The organism is Pseudomonas sp. NPDC090201 (genome assembly GCF_044746825.1).
GTDB lineage: Bacteria > Pseudomonadota > Gammaproteobacteria > Pseudomonadales > Pseudomonadaceae > Aquipseudomonas > Aquipseudomonas putida_AD.
The window spans coordinates 144986-164286 of sequence record NZ_JBIVCX010000007.1 but is presented as its reverse complement, the minus strand read 5'-3'; the positions used below and the strand labels follow the sequence as shown (position 1 = coordinate 164286).

Below are 19301 nucleotides of genomic sequence, written 5' to 3'. Positions count from 1 at the left end.
GGACGAAGACAAATATGTCAGCGGCCAGCTGAAAGCGACCGATGTCGACGACAACGACGTTCTGACCTACACCGTGACCAACAAGCCAGCCGGCTTCACCGTCAATGATGCAGGCCAGTGGACTCTGGACGCCGGCAACGCGGCCTACCAGCACCTGGGCGCAGGCCAGACCACCACCGTCAACGTGCCGTTCACCGTCACCGACAAGGCCGGCCTGACCAGCACCTCGACCCTGACCATCACTGTTACCGGCACCAACGACGCGCCTGTGGCGAAAGTCAGCACTGGCACCGGCGTGGAAGACACCATCACCACCGGCAAGCTGCTGGCCACCGATGTGGACGACGGCGACGTCCTGACCTACACCGTCAAGGACGCTGACAAGCCTGCCGGCTTCACCCTGGACAGCGCCACCGGCCAATGGACTCTGGACGCCGGCAACCCGGCGTACCAGCACCTGGCAGCGGGCGAAATCGCCACCGTCACCGTGCCGTTCACCGTGACTGACAAGGCAGGTGCCACCAGCACTTCGAACCTGGTCATCACCATCACCGGCACCAACGACGCACCGATTGCCGTCAACGACATCGGCGCGACCGTCACCGGCAGCCTGCAAGGCAACTACTACGGCTACAAGGAAGGCACCGACGGTCCGAACCTGGGCACCATCAAGCAAGCGCTGGACTTCATCGCCTCGCACCGGGCTGACGCGACCTTCGACGCGAAAACCCTGAACTACGGTGGCGGTTCTGCGTTCAGCAATGACCTGGGCAATTCGGGTAACCTGCAATCGTTCCTGGGCTCCGACAAGGGCTCTCTGGTCTACACCAACGGCACCGCTCAGACCACCACCTCCGATGCGATCATCGAACTGGCGGGCAAGGTCAACATGGCCGCGGGTGACTACTCGCTGAAAATCACTGCTGACGACGGCTACATCGTCTTCATCGATGGCAAGCAAGTCGCCGCCTTTGACGGCAACCAGTCGTCCGCCGACCACACCACCACCTTCTCGATCGCAGCGGCAGGTGACCACGATATCCAGATCGTCTATTGGGATCAGGGCGGCTACGCACAGCTGAAAGTCGAGGTGGCCTCGATCGTCAACAACGTGACCGGCGCCTACAGCGTTCTGGGCACCAGCAACGCAGTGACCCTGGCGCACAGCACCCTGACGACCCTCGAAGACCAGCCTCTGGTCATCAAGGCGCAGACCATCGTGGGCAACGACACCGATGCCGACGGCGACAAGCTGACCATCAACTCGCTGCAGGGCCATGATCCGAAAGTCGCCTCCGACGTCTTCGACGCCAGCGGCAAAGTGGTCGGTTCGGTCATCATGGATGCCGCTGGCAACGTGATCTTCACCCCGGCCAAGGACGTCAACGGTCCGGTCAGCTTCAGCTACACCGTCACCGATGGTCACGAGACTTCCAACACCGCGACCGTCACGGTCAACGTGGTGGCGGTCAACGACGCACCCGTGGCAGTCGCCAGCTCCGGCACCGGTGTTGAAGACACCATTACCAAAGGCCAACTGCAGGCGACCGACGTCGACGCTGGCGATGTACTGACCTACAGCGTCGCCGATGCCAGCAAACCGGCAGGCTTCAGCGTCAACGCCGCTGGCCAGTGGACCCTGGACGCCGGCAACGCGGCCTACCAGCACCTGGCCGCAGGCCAGACCACCACCCTGTCCGTGCCGTTCACCGTCACCGACAAGGCCGGTGCGAGCAGCACCTCGGTACTGACCATCACCGTCACCGGCACCAACGATGCACCTGTGGCCAAGCTCAGTTCCGGTACCGGCCTGGAAGACACCACCACCACAGGCCAGCTGCAAGCCACCGATGTCGACGACAACGATGTCCTGCACTACTCGGTCGCCAACGCCAACAAGCCAGCCGGCTTCAGCGTCAACGACGCAGGCGTGTGGACACTGGATGCCAGCAACCAGGCGTATCAACACCTGGCCGCCGGTGAAAAACTGACACTGACCGTGCCGTTCACCGTCACCGACAAGGCCGGCCTGAGCAGCAGTTCGGTTCTGACCATCGTCGTCACCGGCACCAACGACGCGCCTGTGGCCAACGCCACCAGCGCAACGGGCCTGGAAGATGCCGGTCAAACCACGCCTGCAATCGCCATCACCCTGAGCGGCAACGATGTCGACGGCACCGTGAGCAAGTTCAGCCTGTCCGACCTGGACGACCTGAGCAGTCACGGCAAGTTCTACAGCGATGCCAATGCCACGATCGAGCTGACCAACCTCAGCAACATCGCAGCCACGAACAACTCGGCGACGATCTACTTCAAGCCGACTGCAGACTGGAGCGGCAGCACCAGCTTCAACTACACCGCCGTGGATAACCTGGGCCTGGCAAGCAGCAAGGCGACTGGCACCATCAACGTCACTCCGGTCGTCGATCAGCCGTACGTGACCGTCGGCCGCGACGTGATCACCAGCACCGGTCTGGTCAAGGACGTCTGGGTCAAGACTCTGCAAAACATGGGTAACAACGGCAACGGTGCAAGCGAAGACACCATCAAGGCGGGCTTCGCCAGCGCGCCGGCCCCGACCAGCGAGACCACCGCAACCAACGCCAGCGAGAGCAACGTTGTCGAGGGCACCGGCACCAAGCTGTCCGGCCTGATCTACCTGGAAGCCGGCAAGACCTACACCTTCGGTGGCTCGGCGGACGACAGCCTGCTGATCACCATCGGCGGCAAGACCGTTGCCAACGCGGCGTGGGGCACTGCCGGCGGGGCGATCAGCGCGACGGGTTACACGCCCACCGCGACTGGCTATTACACCCTGGACATCTACCACTACAACCAGGCGGGTGCGGGCAACTACAACATCAACCTGACCACCACCGTCGGCAACACCAGCCAGACTGTGGCGCTGACCAGCGCCAACGTGCCGCTGTACGCTTCGTTGACCGACCTGACCAATTCGGGCCTGACCGTTTCGGACCTCAATGAAGTCAGCGGCGTCAAAGGCGAGGGTTACTACGCCGGTTACGAGCTCAACCACGGTCTGGAAAATGGCGTGGTCAAGCTGGCTCCGGTTGCCGCAACCTTCACCGACAGCCAAGACGGCTCCGAGACGCATACTCTGGTCCTGAAGCTCACCAGCTCCACCGGCGACGCCAAGGCCCTGGCCAACGGCATCATTACCGATGGTGAAGGACACAGCGCAACCCTGGCCGATGCGGCCAAAGGGCTGGATGTCAGCACCTGGAATCTGGCAAGCCTCACCGTCAAGACGGCCTACTACAGCGGCCAGTTCACCCTGAACGTCACTGCGACCGCCACGGAGAAAGCGCTGGTGGGCGTGCCTGGCGCCACGGCGACCGCGACCGACAGCAAGAACATCGTCGTCACTGTCGATGCAGGCACCTACAAGGCCACCGAAGGCACAGCCGGCGACAGCACGGTCACAGGTACCGCGACCAACGACATCGTCGTGGCGGACGTCAGCGCGATGAAGCTGGTCAAGGGTCAGAACTACGACATCGCGTTCATGGTCGACACCTCGAGCAGCATGTCCGGCAACCTGAAAACCATGGTTGATCAGATGAAGCAGGTGTTCTCGACTCTGGCTGCTGCGGCAACCAGCGAGCAGGCCGGCACCGTCAAGATCTACCTGACCAACTTCGCCAGCAGTGCGGCCAACGGCATCACGGTCGATCTGTCGAAAGCCGGCGCCCTGACCACGCTGAACAACTACCTGGACGGCCTGAAAGCCAGCGGCAACACCAACTATGAGGCGGTTTTCAACAAGACCACTTCCTGGTTCGGCAGCAGCGATGCGGTGAACGCCGGTGCGCAGAAGTTGACCTTCTTCATCACCGACGGTCAGCCGAACGTGTTCGACTCCAGCATCAAAGGCGTCGGCAGCACGCTCGATTCGCACACCACTGCCGCCTACAACAAACTGGCAGCAGCAAGTAACGGTATCGAAGCGATTGGCCTGAACACCAGCGCGCTGGACAAGTACGACACCAACAACCACTCGCAGAATGTCATTGACGTTTCCAAGCTCAAGGACGCGATCCTGAGCAACGAAACCCTGATCGGTCCTGGCAAGGACACCGTCACCGGCGGCGACGGCAACGACATCCTGTTCGGTGACGCCATCCACTACGGCACGCTGGAAGGGACTGCGGCGCTCAAGGCATTCGCGGCCGATGCGTTGAAAGTCAACGTATCGACCATCGATGACAAGGCACTGCATCAATTCATCTCCAGCCACGTGGACGATGTCTCGAAACTGGCCAACGGGTCGAATACCTACGACACCAGCAAGTTCCCGCTGCTGGCAGACGGCAACGACACCCTGCTGGGCGGCAACGGCGATGACATCCTGTTCGGCCAGGGCGGCACCAACACCCTGATCGGCGGCAAGGGCAACGACATCCTGGTCGGTGGCAGCGGCAAGGACACCTTTGTCTGGCAGGCTGGCGACACCAACAGCGGTGGCTTTGACGTGATCAAGGGCTTCAGCGAGAAGGTCGACAAGATCGATCTGCATGACCTGTTGCAAGGCGAGGACAGCAACGACCTCAACAACCTGAGCAAGTACCTGCAGATCACCAACGATGGCAAGGACACCACCATCGAAGTCAGCAGTGCAGGCAAGTTCACCACCGCCACCACGGCGGCGAACGCTGGCAGCACGGCCGATGTGCATATCAAGGTCGAAGGCGTGACCTGGAACAACGACATGCTCAAATCTCTGGTTCAAGGTACTGATCCGACCATCAAGGTCGATCATCACTGATAGATCAGTCGCGTGAGCTGATGTACTGTGCTGGCAGCCGTTACCGACGGCTGCCAGCCGTTGCATTCAATGAGGAATGAGCCATGTTTTACGTTCAGCGCGATGCAGAGGGTGTGCTTGTTCGTGTGGAGGCGGCAGCCTTTGCCGAGGCGACAGACCAGCTACCGGCCGACGATCACGAGATCCAGGCGTGGTACGCCAACGAGATCGTTGAAAAGAGCCTGAACAAGTTGAAGTTGAGCGACACGGACATGATCCGGGTACTCGACGACTTGATTCAGGTATTGACCAGCAAAGGAATCCTCAACATCACCGACCTGCCCCCGGCAGCCCAGGCGAAGTTGATGGACCGTACCCAGGCCCGTGAAACCCTGGGCGGCCTGAGCGATTTGATCAATGATGATGAAACGCGGTTGATCTAGCAGGAGCGCGCGCGACAGGCTTCACACCCCACCCTTGTAGGAGCGCGCTTGCCCGCGATTGCGGTCGTTCAGGCACTGATGTGCTGAATGACAAACCGCCGTCGCGGGCAAGCGCGCTCCTACAGGCGTACTCCGACCCCGTAGCAGTCCGGCTTGCCGGCGATGGCGGCCGTTCAGGCACTGATGTGCTGGATGATACACCGCCGTCGCGGGCAAGCGCGCTCCTACAGGCGTACTCCGACCCCGTAGCAGTCCGGCTTGCCGGCGATGGCGCCCTTGAAAGCGCTATCGCCGGCAAGCCGGACTGCTACGGGGTTGGTGTTTTGCGCGGGCTCACTTCCATGGCGCCGGGTCACCGACCAACTGGCCCTGCACCCCTTCCATGCCCATCTCGACGATCACCTTGCGCTCGCCCTCGGTCTCGACCCGTTCGGCGATCAATGGCAAATCGATGCTATGCGCAGCACGCTGAACCGCTTCGATGAACAGCCGCTTGTGGCTTTCTTCGTCGATGGCGCGAATGTAACTGCCGTCGATCTTCAGGTACGCCAGGCCAAGATGCGCCAGGTTGCCGATCATGCTGAAGCGCCCGCCAAAACGCTGCAGGGCCAGGGAGAACCCGGCCGACTTCAACCGACGCGCCAGCTTCTCCAGCACCGCCTGTTCCGGCAACTGTTCCTCGCCGATCTCGAACGTCAGGCGCGAGCCCACCTTAGGATGCTGACGCAGCAACTCGAAGACCTGATCCAGCGCATCGGCGTCAGCCAGCGTCGGCGCCGAGAGGTTCAGCGCCAGGCTTTGATCGTGGGTTTCAAGATGCGCCAGCACCTGCTTGAGCATCATCAGGTCCAGCCGGCTCGACCAGCCAAAGCGCTCGATCCACGGCAGGAACCGTCCTGCCGCGATGGCGTAGCCCTGCTCGTTGATCAGCCGCGACAGCACTTTGTAATGCAGCACCCGGTCAGGGCTGGCCGACTCGACCACAGGCTGGAAAAACAGCTCGAAGCGGCCATGGGTCAGCGCATGATCCAGCGTGCGATACCAGGTGTGCTGATCGTCACCCACGCTCGCCACAAGGCCATTCTCGGCGTAGCTCCAGGTCTGCTCGCCCTGGGTTTCGGCTACCGACAGCGCCTGGTCGGCCAGCCCCAGCAAGGTCAACGGCGCCTCACCCGGCGTATAAGCGGCCAGGCCCATGTGCGCGACCGGTGACAGGTCGGAAGCACCGGTAGCACCCAGTACCTGCAGCGCCTGCTCAAGGTCCCTGACCAGCTCCAGCGCCTCATCGCGTTCCATGCCCGGCGCCAGAACGGCAAACTCACCACCGCGGGAGCGGCTGATAAGGTTGCGGATCTTCGGATATTTTTCGCAGTGATTGCTCAGCACCTGCGCCACCGCGATCAACAATGCGTCAGTACGCTTGCCGCCCAGCCGCTGGTTCAGGCCGGCCAGATCCTGTACTCGCAGCAGCAACAGATGGCCTGCGCGGTGCTCCTCCTGACTGCTGACATGAGCCTTGAGCTGCATGTCGAAATAGCGCCGGTTCGACAGCCCCGTCAGGCTGTCCTGATAAGACTCCACCCGCAGTTTCTCGCTGCGCTCGGTGCTCTCCTTGAACAGCGCCTTTAGCTTCTCGACCATCTGGTTCATCGCCTGAACCACCCGCCGCAATTCAGGCGTGCGAGGCAGCTCAGGCAAGGTCAGAAACTCGCGACGGCCGATAGCCTGGGACTGCTCGACCATGTAATCGAGCGGCTTCAACTGCCGACGCAGCAGCATCGCACCGAGAATCGCACTGACGATGCCACACACTACCAGCCAGCCCAGGCTACCCAGCGCGCTCTGCCACAACTTGGCCAGGGCGAACATCGGATGGCTGACCACCTCGACCCGCGCCGCCTGCTCCCAACCCCGGCTGACGATGGCCTCGCCGCCCGCCGGCTCAAGGCCGATGGCATTGATGAACCACTGCGGCACACCCTGGTTGTCAGGGGTTGCACTGCGCTCGACGATTACCGCGTTGGTCGCCAGGTCCACCACACGAATGCTCGCGTAGTAGCCGCTGTCGAAGATCGAGGTGGTCATCAGTTCGACCATCGCCGGGTCGTCGATGTTGGCCGTCAGCGACAGCGCCAGCGACGTCGCCGCATCCTGGGCATGTGAGCGCAACTGGTTGACGTACTGGGCCCGCGAGCTTTCCAGGCTGACGACAAAGCTGCCCGCGAACGCGACCACCAGAAACAGACAGATAGCGATCAACAGCTGTTTGAACAGAGACATCAGAGCTCCTAATTCTCAGGCTCGGCCGGGAAGCCTTCGGCGGCCATTTTCTTCAAAACGTCCTGCCAACGGGACAGACGCTTGGTATCGCTGACTTTCTTGTTGCCCTGCGCGCCCGGTAGCCACAACCCCTCGGCATTGAAGGAGTAGACCGGCAAGAGATCCTGCCGCTGGTTGGCGGGTTTGATTTCGTCGATCAGACTGTCGAGCACCAGCGGCATTGCATTGGGGCTCGAATAGTAAGTCAGCACCATGTGCGCACGGTTCAGACGCAATGCCTTGACATAGGTGATGAGCAGCTTCTCGCTGGGCACACCCAGGCGGCGCAGGCTGAAATACTTGGCGATGGCGTAGTCTTCACAGTCACCTGCGCCCTTGATCAAGGACTCCACAGGCGTTGCCCAGTAGTCGACCTCATGCCACAGGTCGATGTCTTCTTCGTAGCGCATCTGCTTGTTGAAGAACTGGTTCACCACTTTGAGCTTGTCCATCTCGCCGATCTGCTTTTCGGTCGACAGCAGATTCTGCCAGGCATCGATGCGCTGCTTGCCGGCCCCCAGAGGCCCATACAGCGATTCGGCCCGACGGCTGATGAGGGAAAAGTCCCAATCGGCACTCAGATAGCTCGCACACGCCGTGCACGTCAGTGCAAGCGCCAGAAGCAACCAGAATCCGGGGCGCTTGTGGGCGGAACGTACTGCCAATTCGTCTAGTCCATCGGGCGAGCGGAGAACCGGAGCAGATGGTGAGGGCTTGGGCGGGAAAAGACAATGGCGTAGTGAGATCATCGCTCCCTGTTACCTCACGTCGATTCCATTCACAACACCCTAACTGTAGCAGTCCGGCTTGCCGGCGGGCAGCGGTGTATCAGTGAATCCTCTATTGACTGACACACCGCTGCCCGCGGGCAAGCCCGGCTGCTACGAACGTAACGCGGCGCGGCGCGGTTACGGCTTACGCTTGCGCGGTCCGGTATTGAACACCGGCACCTTGCGCACAGGCTTGGCCGCCGGCGCTTCCGGTGCAGCGTCGCCACTGTCGACCCACTTGCCCAGATTGCGCTTGCCGCCGCCGCTGACTTTAGGCTTCTTCGGCTTTTTCGGTTTCTTCAGAATCTGCCCCGAGGCGTCGGTCACCGGGACCCGGTGCTCGGGCTCGAAATCCGGCTCTTCCTTGCGTTGCAGGGTCTGGCGGGTCAGGACTTCGATGGCGCTGAGCAGGTCGACTTCGTCGGCGCAAACCAGGGAGATCGCCTCGCCTGTCTGCCCGGCACGGCCGGTACGACCGATGCGGTGGACGTAGTCCTCGGCGACGATGGGCAGATCGAGGTTGACCACGGTCGGCAGGTCGTCGATGTCCAGGCCGCGGGCCGCGACGTCGGTCGCAACGAGGATCTGCACTTCGTTGGTCTTGAAGCGGTCCAGCGCGCGCTGGCGGGTCGCTTGCGGCTTGTCGCCGTGAATGCCGTCGGCATTGATGCCCAGACCCTGCAGACGGTCAACCAGTTGATCGACGCCGACGCGGGTCTTGGCGAACACCAGCACCTGGCCCCAACGCTGCTTTTTCAGCAGATGGATGAACAGCTCGCTCTTGCGCTTCTTGTCGACGGTGACCACCCATTGCTTGACCGAGGTCGCCGCGACGTTACGCGGGCTGACTTCGATGCTCAGCGGGTTATCGAGCATCTGCCCGGCCAGTGCGCGGATCGGGTCGGAAAAGGTGGCCGAGAACAGCAACGTCTGCCGGCGTTTGGGCAAGGCTGCGTAGATATCACGCAGCTCCTGGGAGAAGCCCAGGTCCAGCATGCGGTCGGCTTCGTCGAGCACCAGGGTCTGAACCTGGGAAAATTTCACCGCGTTCTGACGATGCAGGTCCAGCAGCCGGCCCGGGGTAGCCACCAGTACATCGACTCCGCGCCGCAGTTTCATCATCTGCGGGTTGATGCTGACACCGCCGTACACCGCGTACGTGGCCAACGGCAGGTGTTCGGCGTACTGACGGATCGCCTCATGCACCTGTTCGGCCAGCTCGCGAGTCGGCACCAGCACCAGCGCGCGCACCGAGTTGGCGGCGACTTTCGGGCCTTCCATGGTCAGGCGTTGCAGCAGCGGCAGGGCGAAACCTGCGGTCTTGCCGGTGCCGGTCTGGGCAGCGGCCATCAGGTCGCGGCCTTCGAGCACAGGCGCGATGGCCTTGGCCTGAATGGGAGTGGGCGTCTGGTAGCCAAGTGCCTCAAGGGCACGCAGCAGGGGTTCGATCAGGCCAAGGGAGGCGAATGTCATGGGGGTACCGTGAAAATAAATAAACGCTTTAGGTTTCGTACGAAAAGTCGGCGAGCGAAAGTCAGGCAAGGCAAAAACAGGCGAGGAAGCGGAGTTTACGGGTTGTAAATGAGCATTCCGAGCCTGTTTTTAACGCAGCATGGCTGAGCGCAGCCACTTTTCCTGCGAAACCTGGCGCAGTTTACCCTGTCTGGACGGCACTCTGCTTGCGCCACTGCGGCAAGCCGATCAACACGACGGCGCTGATGATGACGCACATGGCCGCCGCTTCCGCCGCACCAATGTGTTCATCGGCGAACAGGACACCCAGCATCACCGCCACGGCGGGGTTCACGTAGGCGTAACTGGTGGCGGCCGCAGGGCGCACGTTTTTCAGCAGGTACATGTAGGAGCTGAATGCGACGATGGAGCCGAACACCACCAGGTACGCCATCACCAGCCAGCCAGAGGTGCCGGGGGATTGAACCATGCGCTCGCCGCTGACGTAGCTGCCGATCAGCATCATGGCGCCAGCGGTGAGCATTTCGCAGCCACTGGCCATGGCGCCGGGAGGAAGCGGCAGGTAGCGGCTCCAGACCGAACCGAACGACCAGGTCGCGGCGGCGAAGATCACCAGCGCCGCGCCGAGCGGGCTTGCCTGCAGGTTGGAACCCAGGTTGAGCAGGCCGATGCCGATCAGGCCCAGCACGATCCCCGCCCACTCAAGCGAGGTGTTGCGGTGCCCCCATAGCAGGCCGAACAGCAGCGTGAACAGCGGCACTACGGCCACCGCCAATGCCGCCACGCCTGATGCCACACCGTTGTGCTCGGCCAGGGTCACCGCGCCGTTGCCGCAAGCCAGCAACAGGAAGCCGATCATGGCCGAGGCTTTCCACTCTTTCCAGGTCGGCATCGGCGCGCCGCGAAAGCGCATGAAGGCAAACAGGATGGAACCGGCGATGGTGAAACGCACACCGGCCATCATCAGCGGCGGCCAGGTTTCGATACCGATACGAATGGCCAGATACGTGGAGCCCCAGATCACATACAGCGCGAAAAAGGCCCCGATCAGCAGCAGGGGAAAACGGCGAGTGGCAGGCATGAGCGGCTCAACTTTTTATTCGGTGAGTACCTCATCAGGATTCACCGGAGTGTTTTTTGAGGTGCCATTTTAAGGAGACAGCGTTTACATAATCAGTAACAACTGCAGATTATTCGACCCGTACACTTTCACACGCCCCACGAAGACCTACTGGCATGACGCACTTGATGTGTAGGAGCGCGCTTGCCCGCGACAGCGGTGTGCCTCTCAACCTGTTTGTCAGGGGCAGATCGCCGTCGCGGGCAAGCGCGCTCCTACAGGGTTCAGTGAACTCAAGCCCCGCGGTGCTTGCTGATGGCGTCGATCATTTTCTTCGTCGGCACTTTCTGCAACTTGCAGAGTAACTGGTGGGAAACAGCGGCGATCCCGTGGGTATTGCGCAATTCAAGGCTCAGGTGCGCGGTGAGGTTGGCAGCCATTTCGGCGTCGGCCATCGCCCGGTGTGCCTTGCCGGTATTGGGCAGGCCCGCCCAGGACGTCAGGGTGCCGAGCTTGTGGTTGGGTGCGCTGGGCATCAGGCGTCGGGCGAGCAGCATCGAACAGGCGAAGCTCTGCTCGCGGGTGCGCTTGATGCGCGACAGTTCGTAATCCCAGAACTTCTGGTCGAACGCGGCGTTGTGCGCCACCAGTGGTGTCAGGCCGACGAATTCGGCGACTTCGTTCATGACCCGATCGGCCGGCGGTGCCGTGCGCAGCATGCTGTTGCTGATGCCGGTCAGGGATTCGATGAAACCCGGAATGCGCACGCCGGCGTTCATCAGGCTCTGGTAGCGCTCGACGATGACGCCCTGCTCCATGATCACCACGGCAATCTCGGTCGCCCGGCAACCGCTGCCTGGGGAAATGCCGGTGGTTTCGAAGTCGATGACGGCGATGCGTTCTTGCATGGGTAAACCTTTATCTATGTATGCACACACGCTGTAGGAGCGCGCTTGCCCGCGACTGCGGTGTATCTCTCAACCTATTTGTCACAGGCAGATCGCCGTCGCGGGCAAGCGCGCTCCTACAGGTGTGAGGCGCCTTCAGTTCTTGAGCAGCAACCCGCCCTCGATCGGCACATAACGGCTGGCGGCGCGGATCAGCGAATTCGCGGTCAGCCCAGGCACGCCGTAGGCCACCGCCTCGACGCCGTGCTTGCTGATGATACGGTCGAGCAACAGGTCGAAATCGCCGTCGCCGGAGGCCAGCACCACTTCGTCGACGCTGGGCGCCACGTCCATGATGTCGATGGTGATGCCCACGTCCCAGTCGCCCTTGGCCGAGCCATCGCTGCGCTGGATATAGGGCTTGAGCTTGACGGTGAATCCCAGGTTACGAAGGATCTGCTGGAATTGCTGCTGTTTGCTGTCGCCACGGTCGATGGCGTAGGCGTAAGCCTCGACGATCTGCCCGCGCTTGCTGATGTCCGCCCAGAGTGCGGCATAGTTGAAGTGGCAACCATGGGCCTGACGCACTGTGTAATACAGGTTCTGTACGTCGGCAAACACCGCGATTCTTCTCACCGGAACTCCTCGATGCGCTGGCAGGCGACAACGGCCCGAAAACCGGACCGGCGCTCAGTATGCCAGTTTGGGGAGGGGATTGAAGAGAAGCGTTTGCTTGAAGGCCTGCAACGACATACCCCGTAGCAGCACGGCTTGCCGGCGGGAGCGGCGTGTCAGCCAATGCAGGGTTGCCTGACACACCGCCCCCGCCGGCAAGCCGTGCTGCTACGGGGGATATGCGGTTCAGCGATCAAACGTACGAATCGTCATCATCGCCGCCGAAAAAGCCGCCATCGTCGTTGCCGTAGTCGGTATCGGCAAAACCGCCGGAGTCATTGCCCCAGCCATCGTTGCTGGTGACACGCTGCTGATCGTCGCCCCAACCGCTGCCATTGCCCAAATCGTTGTTACTGGCTGGCTGCGCAGGCTGCTCTTCGATGATCTCGACGATTTCCTGCGGCTGGCTGTTGTGGTGGAACAGGCTGCTGATGCCTTCAGCCAGCATCACACCGCCTGCCACGCCCGCTGCGGTTTTCAGCGCGCCACCCAAGAAGCCACTACCGAATGGCGCAGCCGGCGCCTGTTGCTGCGGCGGTGGAGCGTAGTTGCCCTGCTGTGGCGCGTTGTAGGGCGGTGGGCTGGACGGGCCATTGTCGCGCCAGCCACCCGAGGACGGAGGCGGACTGGACGGGCGCGAAAAAGAAGAAGCCGGCTGCTGCGGCTGTTGCGGCTCGCGCGAGCCACCACCGAAGATGCTCGACAAGAAGCCACCGCCGCCCTGCGCGGGCGCCTGGGCCTTGGCGCGCTGCAGCTCGGCCTGCAATTGCTGGATCTGTTCGTCGCGCTGGCGGCTCTGGGCCTCCAGCTGCTTGATCGCGACCTCCTGCACCAGGATCGCCTGCGCCATATAGTAAGGCGCGGCAGGTTGCCGGGTCAGGTGCTCCTTGATCAGCGCCTCGGCCTGGGCGTCTCGGGGGGCCGAATCGGTTTCCGCTTGCTTGAGTTTGGTAAACAAGCCATCGATCAGGGTTTGCTCTTCGCTGTGCATGGCGACCTCGTTAGATTGCCGTAGGAATTCTGTGACTGACGCAAGTGTCAGACACAAACAGTAATGGGGCGTTTCAAGGGGCTTTCAATAGGATGTAGAAAAAGTTAAGAAGCCCGCGACCGCCCATCCGATTGGCCCGCTCACCGGCTCTACGTTAAAGTGTCGGCCTGCTTTTTCCTGTGATCCTTTCATGAATCCGCTGACCATCATTCAAGACTCGCTTTACTTCTTCCGGCGTCATTTCGTCAGCATCCTGTCGTTGTGCCTGCCGCTGGTGATACTCGAAGCCCTGACCAAGCAAGTGCTGGGCAGCTCGGCACCAGACGGCTCGGCAAGCTGGCAACTGCTCATCGGCCTTGCGTTCTACCCGTTGTACACCGGTGCTCTAATCCTGTTCCTGGACGCCAAAACCCGGGGCGAAACGCCCGCCAAGCGCGATCTGTTCGCCGCCACGCTACGCCTGTGGCCGACGTTCGCCGTGCTGACCGCCCTGAGCACTCTGCTGATCATGGCGGGCCTGTCGCTGTTCATCGTTCCCGGTGTCTGGGTGATGATCAAACTGGTGTTCTCCGAGTACCTGCTGGTGCTGCGCGGCCTGGGCCCGCTGGATGCCATGCGCGAAAGCTTCAAGATGACCCGCGGCCATGTGGTGCGCATTCTGGTCTGCGTGCTGTTCGTCTACATCCCGCTGTCGGTGCTCGAAGGCCTGAGTTTCTACGTACTACCTGAACAGCAAAGCCCGATGCTGTCGTTGGCGGTGGACTCCATTTCCAGCTTCCTGCAGTTGTTCATCAGCGTGGTGATGTTCCGTCTGTTCATGCTGATCGACGAGCCTTCGCGACCGTCCTGAGGAGCGTCGATGCCCCGCCTGCTGCGTTATGGCGTGTTTCTGGCCCTGTTGCTCGCGCTGATCGCGGGGCTGATCTACAACCTGACCTGGCACCCGGCCAGGCACGAACGCATGCCGGTTTCCTGCAACGCCAGGGGCGCCGCGCCTCCGGTCCTGGTACCCGGCCAGGCGCTCAAGGTCATGACCTGGAACATCCAGTACCTGGCCGGCAAACGCTACGTGTTCTGGTACGACATGGCCGACGGCAGCGGCCCGGACAAGCGCCCCACCATTCAGGACATCGCCTACGACCTCGACGAAGTCGCCCGGGTGATCCGCGACGAACAGCCGGACATCGTGCTGTTGCAAGAGGTGAACGACGGCGCCAAGAACACCGACTACACCAATCAACTGGCGCTGTTGCAGGAACGCGTCACCGACCTGTACCCCTGCAGCACCGAAGCCTTCTACTGGAAATCGGATTTCGTCCCCAATCCGCACATCTTCGGCAGCGTCGGCATGAAGCTCGCGACCCTGAGCCGCTTTCGCATTGAAAAGGCCGAGCGCCTGCAACTGCCCTCCCCAGAGGGCAACCTGATCGGCCGCCAATTCGAGCCCCGCCGCGCATTGCTGGTCAGTTACCTGCCGTTGGCCGGTGACGGGCACCTGGCCGTGGTGAATACCCATCTGGGCGATTTCCACGAAGGCGACGACACCTTGCAACGCCAGGTCGCGGCCACCACGCAGTTGCTCGACGGGTTCGAGCAAAACGGCATCCCGTGGATCAGTGGGGGCGACTTCAACCTGCTGCCCCAAGGCCAGTACCAACGCCTGCCAGCCGAGCAACGCGCGCAATATTCGCCCGAAAGCCAGTTACACGCGCTGTGGGACAAATACCCGATGATCCCCAGCAATGACGACACCAACGGCGAGGATCGGCGCAAGTGGTATACCCGCTTCCCGAACGACCCACGCATCAGCGGGCCGGACCGCACCCTCGACTACCTCTTCTACAGCCCGACCCTGAAGCGTGTTGACGCACAGGTCCGCCAGGCCGACACCCTGCAGATATCCGACCACCTGCCGGTGATTGGACGCTTCCTGTTGCCTGCTGCGCAGTAAAGTCGCCTCCTACGCCCTCCGGGCAGAATCAAACGCGGACGTCAGGCGCACCTCCGATTCAGAAACAAAAGCGGACATCATGCGCACCTCCGATCTGCTTAACCATCAATTGGCCGTCGCGGCCTTCTCGATCAAACGCGCCACAGCTTCAGGATGGGAAACCATGACCACGTGGGAGGCGCCCTGGATGACTTCGGCTTCCCTGGCATTTACCCGCTTGGCCATGAACGCCATGGCTTGTGGCGGGATGTTCTTGTCCTTGTCGCCGTAGATGTACCAGGACGCAATGTGTTTCCACGCAGGGTTGCCCGCCTTCTCGTTCAACGCAGCTTCGGTGACCGGTCGCTGGGTCGCGGCCATCAGCGCGGCCTGGGGAGCAGCAACATCCGCGGCGAACTGGTCGTGAAACTTGTCCTGCTGGATGTACAGGTCCTTGCCACCATCGGCCAGGGGGACCGCCGGTGCCAGGGTCGGGCCGAGGGTGCTGCCGGGGAATTTTCCTGCCAACCCGGCGACGGTCTCGCCGGTTTCCGGCGCGAACGCACTGACATACACCAGCGCCTTGACGTTGGGCCGGTCGTTGGCGGCCTCGCTGATGACATTACCGCCATAGGAGTGGCCGACCAGCACCACCGGGTGCGCAATGCTGGCGATCAGGTTGGAGATCGAGGTGGCGTCACTCTTGACCCCACGCAGCGGGTTGGCGGCAGCCACCACCGGGTAACCGTCTTTTTCCAGAATCTGCACCACGCCGTTCCAGCTCGAGGCATCGGCAAAGGCGCCGTGCACCAGCACGACCGTGGGTTTCTCGGGCTGGGCAGACGCATGGGCGCCCACCAGCAGGCTGGCCGCAAACGTCAGTGCGACGAAGAGCTTGTTCATGGATAACTCCTTGATGGACGCCGTCACGGCGCGAATCGGGTGAAGACGTAATCGTGGTTTTGCACGCGAGCCTGGTGGCAGGCGAAGCAGGTCTGGTGTTGAGCCTCATCGGCAGGCTTGCCGTCGATGAAGCGGCCAAATCCCCAGCCGCCGGTGGAGGCGTATTTCTTTGAGTCCTTGACCATCACCTGAACCGTGGTGGCGGCGCCGGGAATCGATGCGGGCTCGAATTCCGGCGACTGGACGTGCTTCCACGCCAGCTTGACCAGCACCGTGCCGTCGGGAAACGGCAGCACACCGCCTTCATAGGCGTTGATCGCCACCTCGTTGCCGACCACGGCGCGCAGTTCATTCAAGGGCGCGGCTTCCTGTGCGGGGGCGATCAAGACCCATTTTCTGTAGCCCTCGGGCACCTTGACCCCGTAGATCGGCGACACCTGGGCATCACTGGAATCGCCCAGGGCGACTCCAGCAGTGGCCAGCGCGACCGTTCCCGCAATGACGCCAATGGCCGTCAGTCGCTTGAGTTTCATCGCTGCATTCCTCACAACCGGCTCAAAGGTGATCGGCATCGACAATCGCCTGGGCGAACGCCTGCGGCGCTTCCTGTGGCAGGTTGTGGCCGATGCCGCCGCTGATCAGGCGGTACTCGTACTTGCCGGTGAAGCGTTTGGCGTAGGCCTCGGCAGGTGGGTGCGGGGCGCCGTTGGCGTCGCCTTCCATGGTGATGGTCGGCACGCTGATGGACGGGAAGGCTGCGAGTTTCTTCTCGATGGCGTCGTAGCGCGCCTCGCCCTTGACCAGCCCCAGGCGCCAGCGATAGTTGAAGATCGAGACCGCCACATGGTCGGGGTTCTGCAAGGCGGCTGCGCTGCGGTCATAGGTGGCGTCGTCGAAATCCCACTTGGGCGACGCGAGTTTCCAGATCAGCTTGGCGAAGTCATGGGTGTTTTTCTCATAGCCCAGGCGACCGCGCTCGGTGGCGAAGTAGAACTGATACCACCACTGCAACTCGGCTGCGGGCGGCAACGGCGCCTTGCCCGCTTCCTGGCTGCCGATCAGGTAACCGCTCACCGCGACCAGCGCCTTGACCCGCTCCGGCCACAGGGCTGCAACGATGTCGGCGGTGCGCGCACCCCAGTCGTAACCGCCGATCACTGCCTGCTTGATCTTCAGGGCGTCCATGAAGTCGATCAGGTCCACCGCCAGCGCCGCAGGCTGGCCGTTACGAACGGTCTTGGCCGACAGAAACCGCGTGTCGCCATAGCCGCGCTCGTAGGGAATCAACACCCGATAACCCTTGGCCGCCAGCGCAGGCGCCACGTCCACGTAGCTGTGGATATCGTAGGGCCAGCCGTGCATCAGAATGACCGGCGGCCCATCCGCCGGGCCGACTTCGGCGTAGGCCACATCCAGCAGCCCGGCCTTCACATGCTTGAGCGGACCGAATGAAGTGTTGCTGCCAACGGTTATAGGGCCAATCGTGGACGCGGCCACCTCAGCGGCGCTGGCCTGGGACCAAGCCCCGCCCAAGGCGCCCAGTTGTAGCAGCGCAACGGCCAGGATCGAGGGAGCCAGCAGGCGCCGACGCAGGGGCGCGGCGCTCGGGTTGATTGCAGTCAGTTTCATGATGAACCTCCTTTGCGAGCCGCCAGGGGGGGCGGCACAGATAGTGGTCACAGACCGGTTATTGCCCGGCCTTGGCGCTGTCGGACTTGACCGAGGCACGCAGTGGACGGAAGGCGCTGCGCAGTTCTTCGCTGAACAACTGGGGTTGTTCCCACGCCGCGAAATGCCCGCCCTTGTTCACTTCGCTGAAGTAGGAAAGCGAAGGATAGGCGCGCTGTGCCCAGCTTTTTGGCGCGCGGTAGATTTCGTGAGGGAATACCGTGATCGCCACCGGCACCGTGATCGTGTCGGTCTTCTGCGCGGCGGCGCTGAAGTTATTGTTGTTGTTCTCCCAATAGAACCGGGAGGAGGACGCGCCGGTGTTGGTCAGCCAGTAGAGGCTGATGTCGTCGAGCATTTCGTCGCGACTGAGCACGCGCTCGGGCTGGCCGTCGCTGTCGGTCCAGGCGGCGAATTTCTCGTACATCCACGCGGCAGTGCCGGCAGGCGAATCGGCCAGCAGATAGCCGATCGTCTGCGGACGGGTCACCATCATCGCGCCGTAGGCGGCGTTGCGGCCGAAGAAGGTTTTCAGCGAGTCATAGGCACGCAGCTCTGCATCGCCCAGGCCGGTAGGCGCCGACTCGCCGCTGTTGATCGGTTTGACCAGCTCCGGCGGCACGGTGGCCGGCATGTTCAGGTGAATGCCCAGCAAGCCGGGAGGCGCCAGACGCCCCAGCGCATCGGAAATCACCGAGCCATGGTCGCCGCCCTGGGACACATAGTGGCTGTAGCCCAGGCGCTTCATCAGCACATCCCAGGCCTTGGCCACGCGATCAGGCCCCCAGCCCAGCTCTGTGGGCTTGCCGGAAAAACCGTGGCCGGGGATCGATGGAATCACCACGTCGAACGAATCCTCGACTTTGCCGCCGTAGGCCACAGGGTCGGTCAGCGGGCCGATGGTCTTGAGGAACTCGAACTGCGAGCCCGGCCAGCCGTGGGTCAGGATCAGCGGCATGGCGTGGGGATTGCGCGAGCGCACGTGAATGAACTGGATGTCCACGCCGTCGATGGTGGTGATGAACTCCGGCAACGCATTGAGCCGGGCCTCGGCCTTGCGCCAGTCATAGCCATTGCCCCAGTACTTGACCAGCGCCTGGACCTGCGCCAGTTGCACGCCCTGGGAGGTATCGGCCACCGTTTCCTTGTCCGGCCAGCGGGTGTGGGCGATGCGCTGCTTGAGATCGACCAGCTCGGCTTCGTCGACATGAATCTTGTAAGGGCGGATGGCGGCGCTCGCAGGGTCGGCGGCCAGAACAGCGGGCGTCGAACCGGCAAACAGTGCCAGGCCAAAGGCGCCCGCCAAGGCCGAACCGGCCAGACGACGCTGCCAGGTCATCGGGGGGATGGCTGCATGCATGATCAATCTCCTTGGGAAGTGGCCGGCCCGGATGGGTAGGCTTAGCCACGCTCCGAC

Annotated in this window: 15 protein-coding genes; 4 read left to right on the top strand and 11 right to left on the bottom strand. The window is 62.3% G+C overall.

Annotated elements, in window-relative coordinates:
• On the top strand, positions 1 to 4786 hold a 4786-nt coding region (locus ACIPOO_RS19585; RefSeq protein ID WP_400609152.1), incomplete at its 5' end, for a beta strand repeat-containing protein.
• A gap of 83 nt (positions 4787 to 4869) precedes the next feature.
• Complete coding sequence (locus tag ACIPOO_RS19580) at positions 4870 to 5208, top strand: tryptophan synthase subunit beta (protein ID WP_274135447.1); 339 nt, start codon at positions 4870 to 4872, stop codon at positions 5206 to 5208.
• 333 nt (positions 5209 to 5541) lie between these two features.
• Here the strand turns inward: ACIPOO_RS19580 and lapD are convergent, their stop codons facing one another.
• The 7 genes from lapD to ACIPOO_RS19545 all read right to left on the bottom strand — a co-directional run bounded on the left by lapD (position 5542) and on the right by ACIPOO_RS19545 (position 13383).
• Complete coding sequence (gene lapD, locus ACIPOO_RS19575) at positions 5542 to 7488, bottom strand: cyclic di-GMP receptor LapD (RefSeq protein WP_400609150.1); 1947 nt, start codon at positions 7486 to 7488, stop codon at positions 5542 to 5544.
• An 8-nt stretch (positions 7489 to 7496) separates the two neighbouring features.
• Entirely contained in the window at positions 7497 to 8192 is a 696-nt protein-coding gene (lapG, locus tag ACIPOO_RS19570; RefSeq protein WP_400609148.1) for a cysteine protease LapG, read from the bottom strand.
• 243 nt (positions 8193 to 8435) lie between these two features.
• Positions 8436 to 9770, bottom strand: coding sequence for a DEAD/DEAH box helicase (locus tag ACIPOO_RS19565; RefSeq protein ID WP_400609146.1), 1335 nt, complete (start codon positions 9768 to 9770; stop codon positions 8436 to 8438).
• A 181-nt stretch (positions 9771 to 9951) separates the two neighbouring features.
• A complete protein-coding gene (gene yedA, locus ACIPOO_RS19560; RefSeq protein ID WP_274135444.1) occupies positions 9952 to 10851 on the bottom strand; it encodes a drug/metabolite exporter YedA in 900 nt (299 codons plus the stop codon).
• Between the two features lie 272 nt (positions 10852 to 11123).
• On the bottom strand, positions 11124 to 11738 hold the full coding sequence (locus ACIPOO_RS19555; protein ID WP_400609143.1) for a PolC-type DNA polymerase III: 615 nt from the start codon (positions 11736 to 11738) through the stop codon (positions 11124 to 11126).
• A gap of 135 nt (positions 11739 to 11873) precedes the next feature.
• A complete protein-coding gene (locus ACIPOO_RS19550) occupies positions 11874 to 12353 on the bottom strand; it encodes an NYN domain-containing protein (protein ID WP_400609141.1) in 480 nt (159 codons plus the stop codon).
• 232 nt (positions 12354 to 12585) lie between these two features.
• Complete coding sequence (locus ACIPOO_RS19545) at positions 12586 to 13383, bottom strand: DUF2076 domain-containing protein (protein WP_400609139.1); 798 nt, start codon at positions 13381 to 13383, stop codon at positions 12586 to 12588.
• A 190-nt stretch (positions 13384 to 13573) separates the two neighbouring features.
• Between ACIPOO_RS19545 and ACIPOO_RS19540 the strand changes: the two genes are divergently transcribed.
• Both ACIPOO_RS19540 and ACIPOO_RS19535 read left to right on the top strand, forming a co-directional pair.
• Positions 13574 to 14233, top strand: a complete 660-nt coding sequence (locus ACIPOO_RS19540; protein ID WP_400609137.1) for a YciC family protein — start codon at positions 13574 to 13576, stop codon at positions 14231 to 14233.
• Positions 14234 to 14242: 9 nt separating this feature from the next.
• Positions 14243 to 15334, top strand: a complete 1092-nt coding sequence (locus ACIPOO_RS19535) for an endonuclease/exonuclease/phosphatase family protein (protein WP_400609135.1) — start codon at positions 14243 to 14245, stop codon at positions 15332 to 15334.
• Positions 15335 to 15439: 105 nt separating this feature from the next.
• Here ACIPOO_RS19535 and ACIPOO_RS19530 read toward each other — a convergent pair whose 3' ends face one another.
• The 4 genes from ACIPOO_RS19530 to ACIPOO_RS19515 are packed head-to-tail and all read right to left on the bottom strand — an operon-like array spanning position 15440 to position 19244.
• Positions 15440 to 16216 carry an alpha/beta fold hydrolase gene (locus tag ACIPOO_RS19530; protein WP_400609133.1) on the bottom strand — a complete coding sequence of 259 codons (777 nt, stop codon included), beginning with the start codon at positions 16214 to 16216 and terminating at the stop codon, positions 15440 to 15442.
• Between the two features lie 23 nt (positions 16217 to 16239).
• Positions 16240 to 16749 (bottom strand): cytochrome P460 family protein, encoded by a 510-nt coding sequence (locus tag ACIPOO_RS19525; RefSeq protein ID WP_274135437.1) that lies wholly within the window; start codon positions 16747 to 16749, stop codon positions 16240 to 16242.
• Between the two features lie 22 nt (positions 16750 to 16771).
• Positions 16772 to 17845 (bottom strand): alpha/beta fold hydrolase, encoded by a 1074-nt coding sequence (locus tag ACIPOO_RS19520; RefSeq protein WP_400609131.1) that lies wholly within the window; start codon positions 17843 to 17845, stop codon positions 16772 to 16774.
• A gap of 58 nt (positions 17846 to 17903) precedes the next feature.
• Positions 17904 to 19244 (bottom strand): epoxide hydrolase family protein, encoded by a 1341-nt coding sequence (locus ACIPOO_RS19515; RefSeq protein WP_400609129.1) that lies wholly within the window; start codon positions 19242 to 19244, stop codon positions 17904 to 17906.
• Between the last annotated feature and the right edge of the window lie 57 nt (positions 19245 to 19301).

Coding starts and splice junctions, on each gene's coding strand:
- yedA (WP_274135444.1), bottom strand. CDS start 10,851: ATGCCTGCCACTCGCCGTTTTCCCCTGCTGCTGATCGGGGCCTTTTTC.
- ACIPOO_RS19515 (WP_400609129.1), bottom strand. CDS start 19,244: ATGCATGCAGCCATCCCCCCGATGACCTGGCAGCGTCGTCTGGCCGGT.
- ACIPOO_RS19530 (WP_400609133.1), bottom strand. CDS start 16,216: ATGAACAAGCTCTTCGTCGCACTGACGTTTGCGGCCAGCCTGCTGGTG.
- ACIPOO_RS19580 (WP_274135447.1), top strand. CDS start 4,870: ATGTTTTACGTTCAGCGCGATGCAGAGGGTGTGCTTGTTCGTGTGGAG.
- ACIPOO_RS19565 (WP_400609146.1), bottom strand. CDS start 9,770: ATGACATTCGCCTCCCTTGGCCTGATCGAACCCCTGCTGCGTGCCCTT.
- ACIPOO_RS19540 (WP_400609137.1), top strand. CDS start 13,574: ATGAATCCGCTGACCATCATTCAAGACTCGCTTTACTTCTTCCGGCGT.
- ACIPOO_RS19545 (WP_400609139.1), bottom strand. CDS start 13,383: ATGCACAGCGAAGAGCAAACCCTGATCGATGGCTTGTTTACCAAACTC.
- ACIPOO_RS19520 (WP_400609131.1), bottom strand. CDS start 17,845: ATGAAACTGACTGCAATCAACCCGAGCGCCGCGCCCCTGCGTCGGCGC.
- ACIPOO_RS19525 (WP_274135437.1), bottom strand. CDS start 16,749: ATGAAACTCAAGCGACTGACGGCCATTGGCGTCATTGCGGGAACGGTC.
- ACIPOO_RS19535 (WP_400609135.1), top strand. CDS start 14,243: ATGCCCCGCCTGCTGCGTTATGGCGTGTTTCTGGCCCTGTTGCTCGCG.
- ACIPOO_RS19555 (WP_400609143.1), bottom strand. CDS start 11,738: ATGCAAGAACGCATCGCCGTCATCGACTTCGAAACCACCGGCATTTCC.
- lapD (WP_400609150.1), bottom strand. CDS start 7,488: ATGTCTCTGTTCAAACAGCTGTTGATCGCTATCTGTCTGTTTCTGGTG.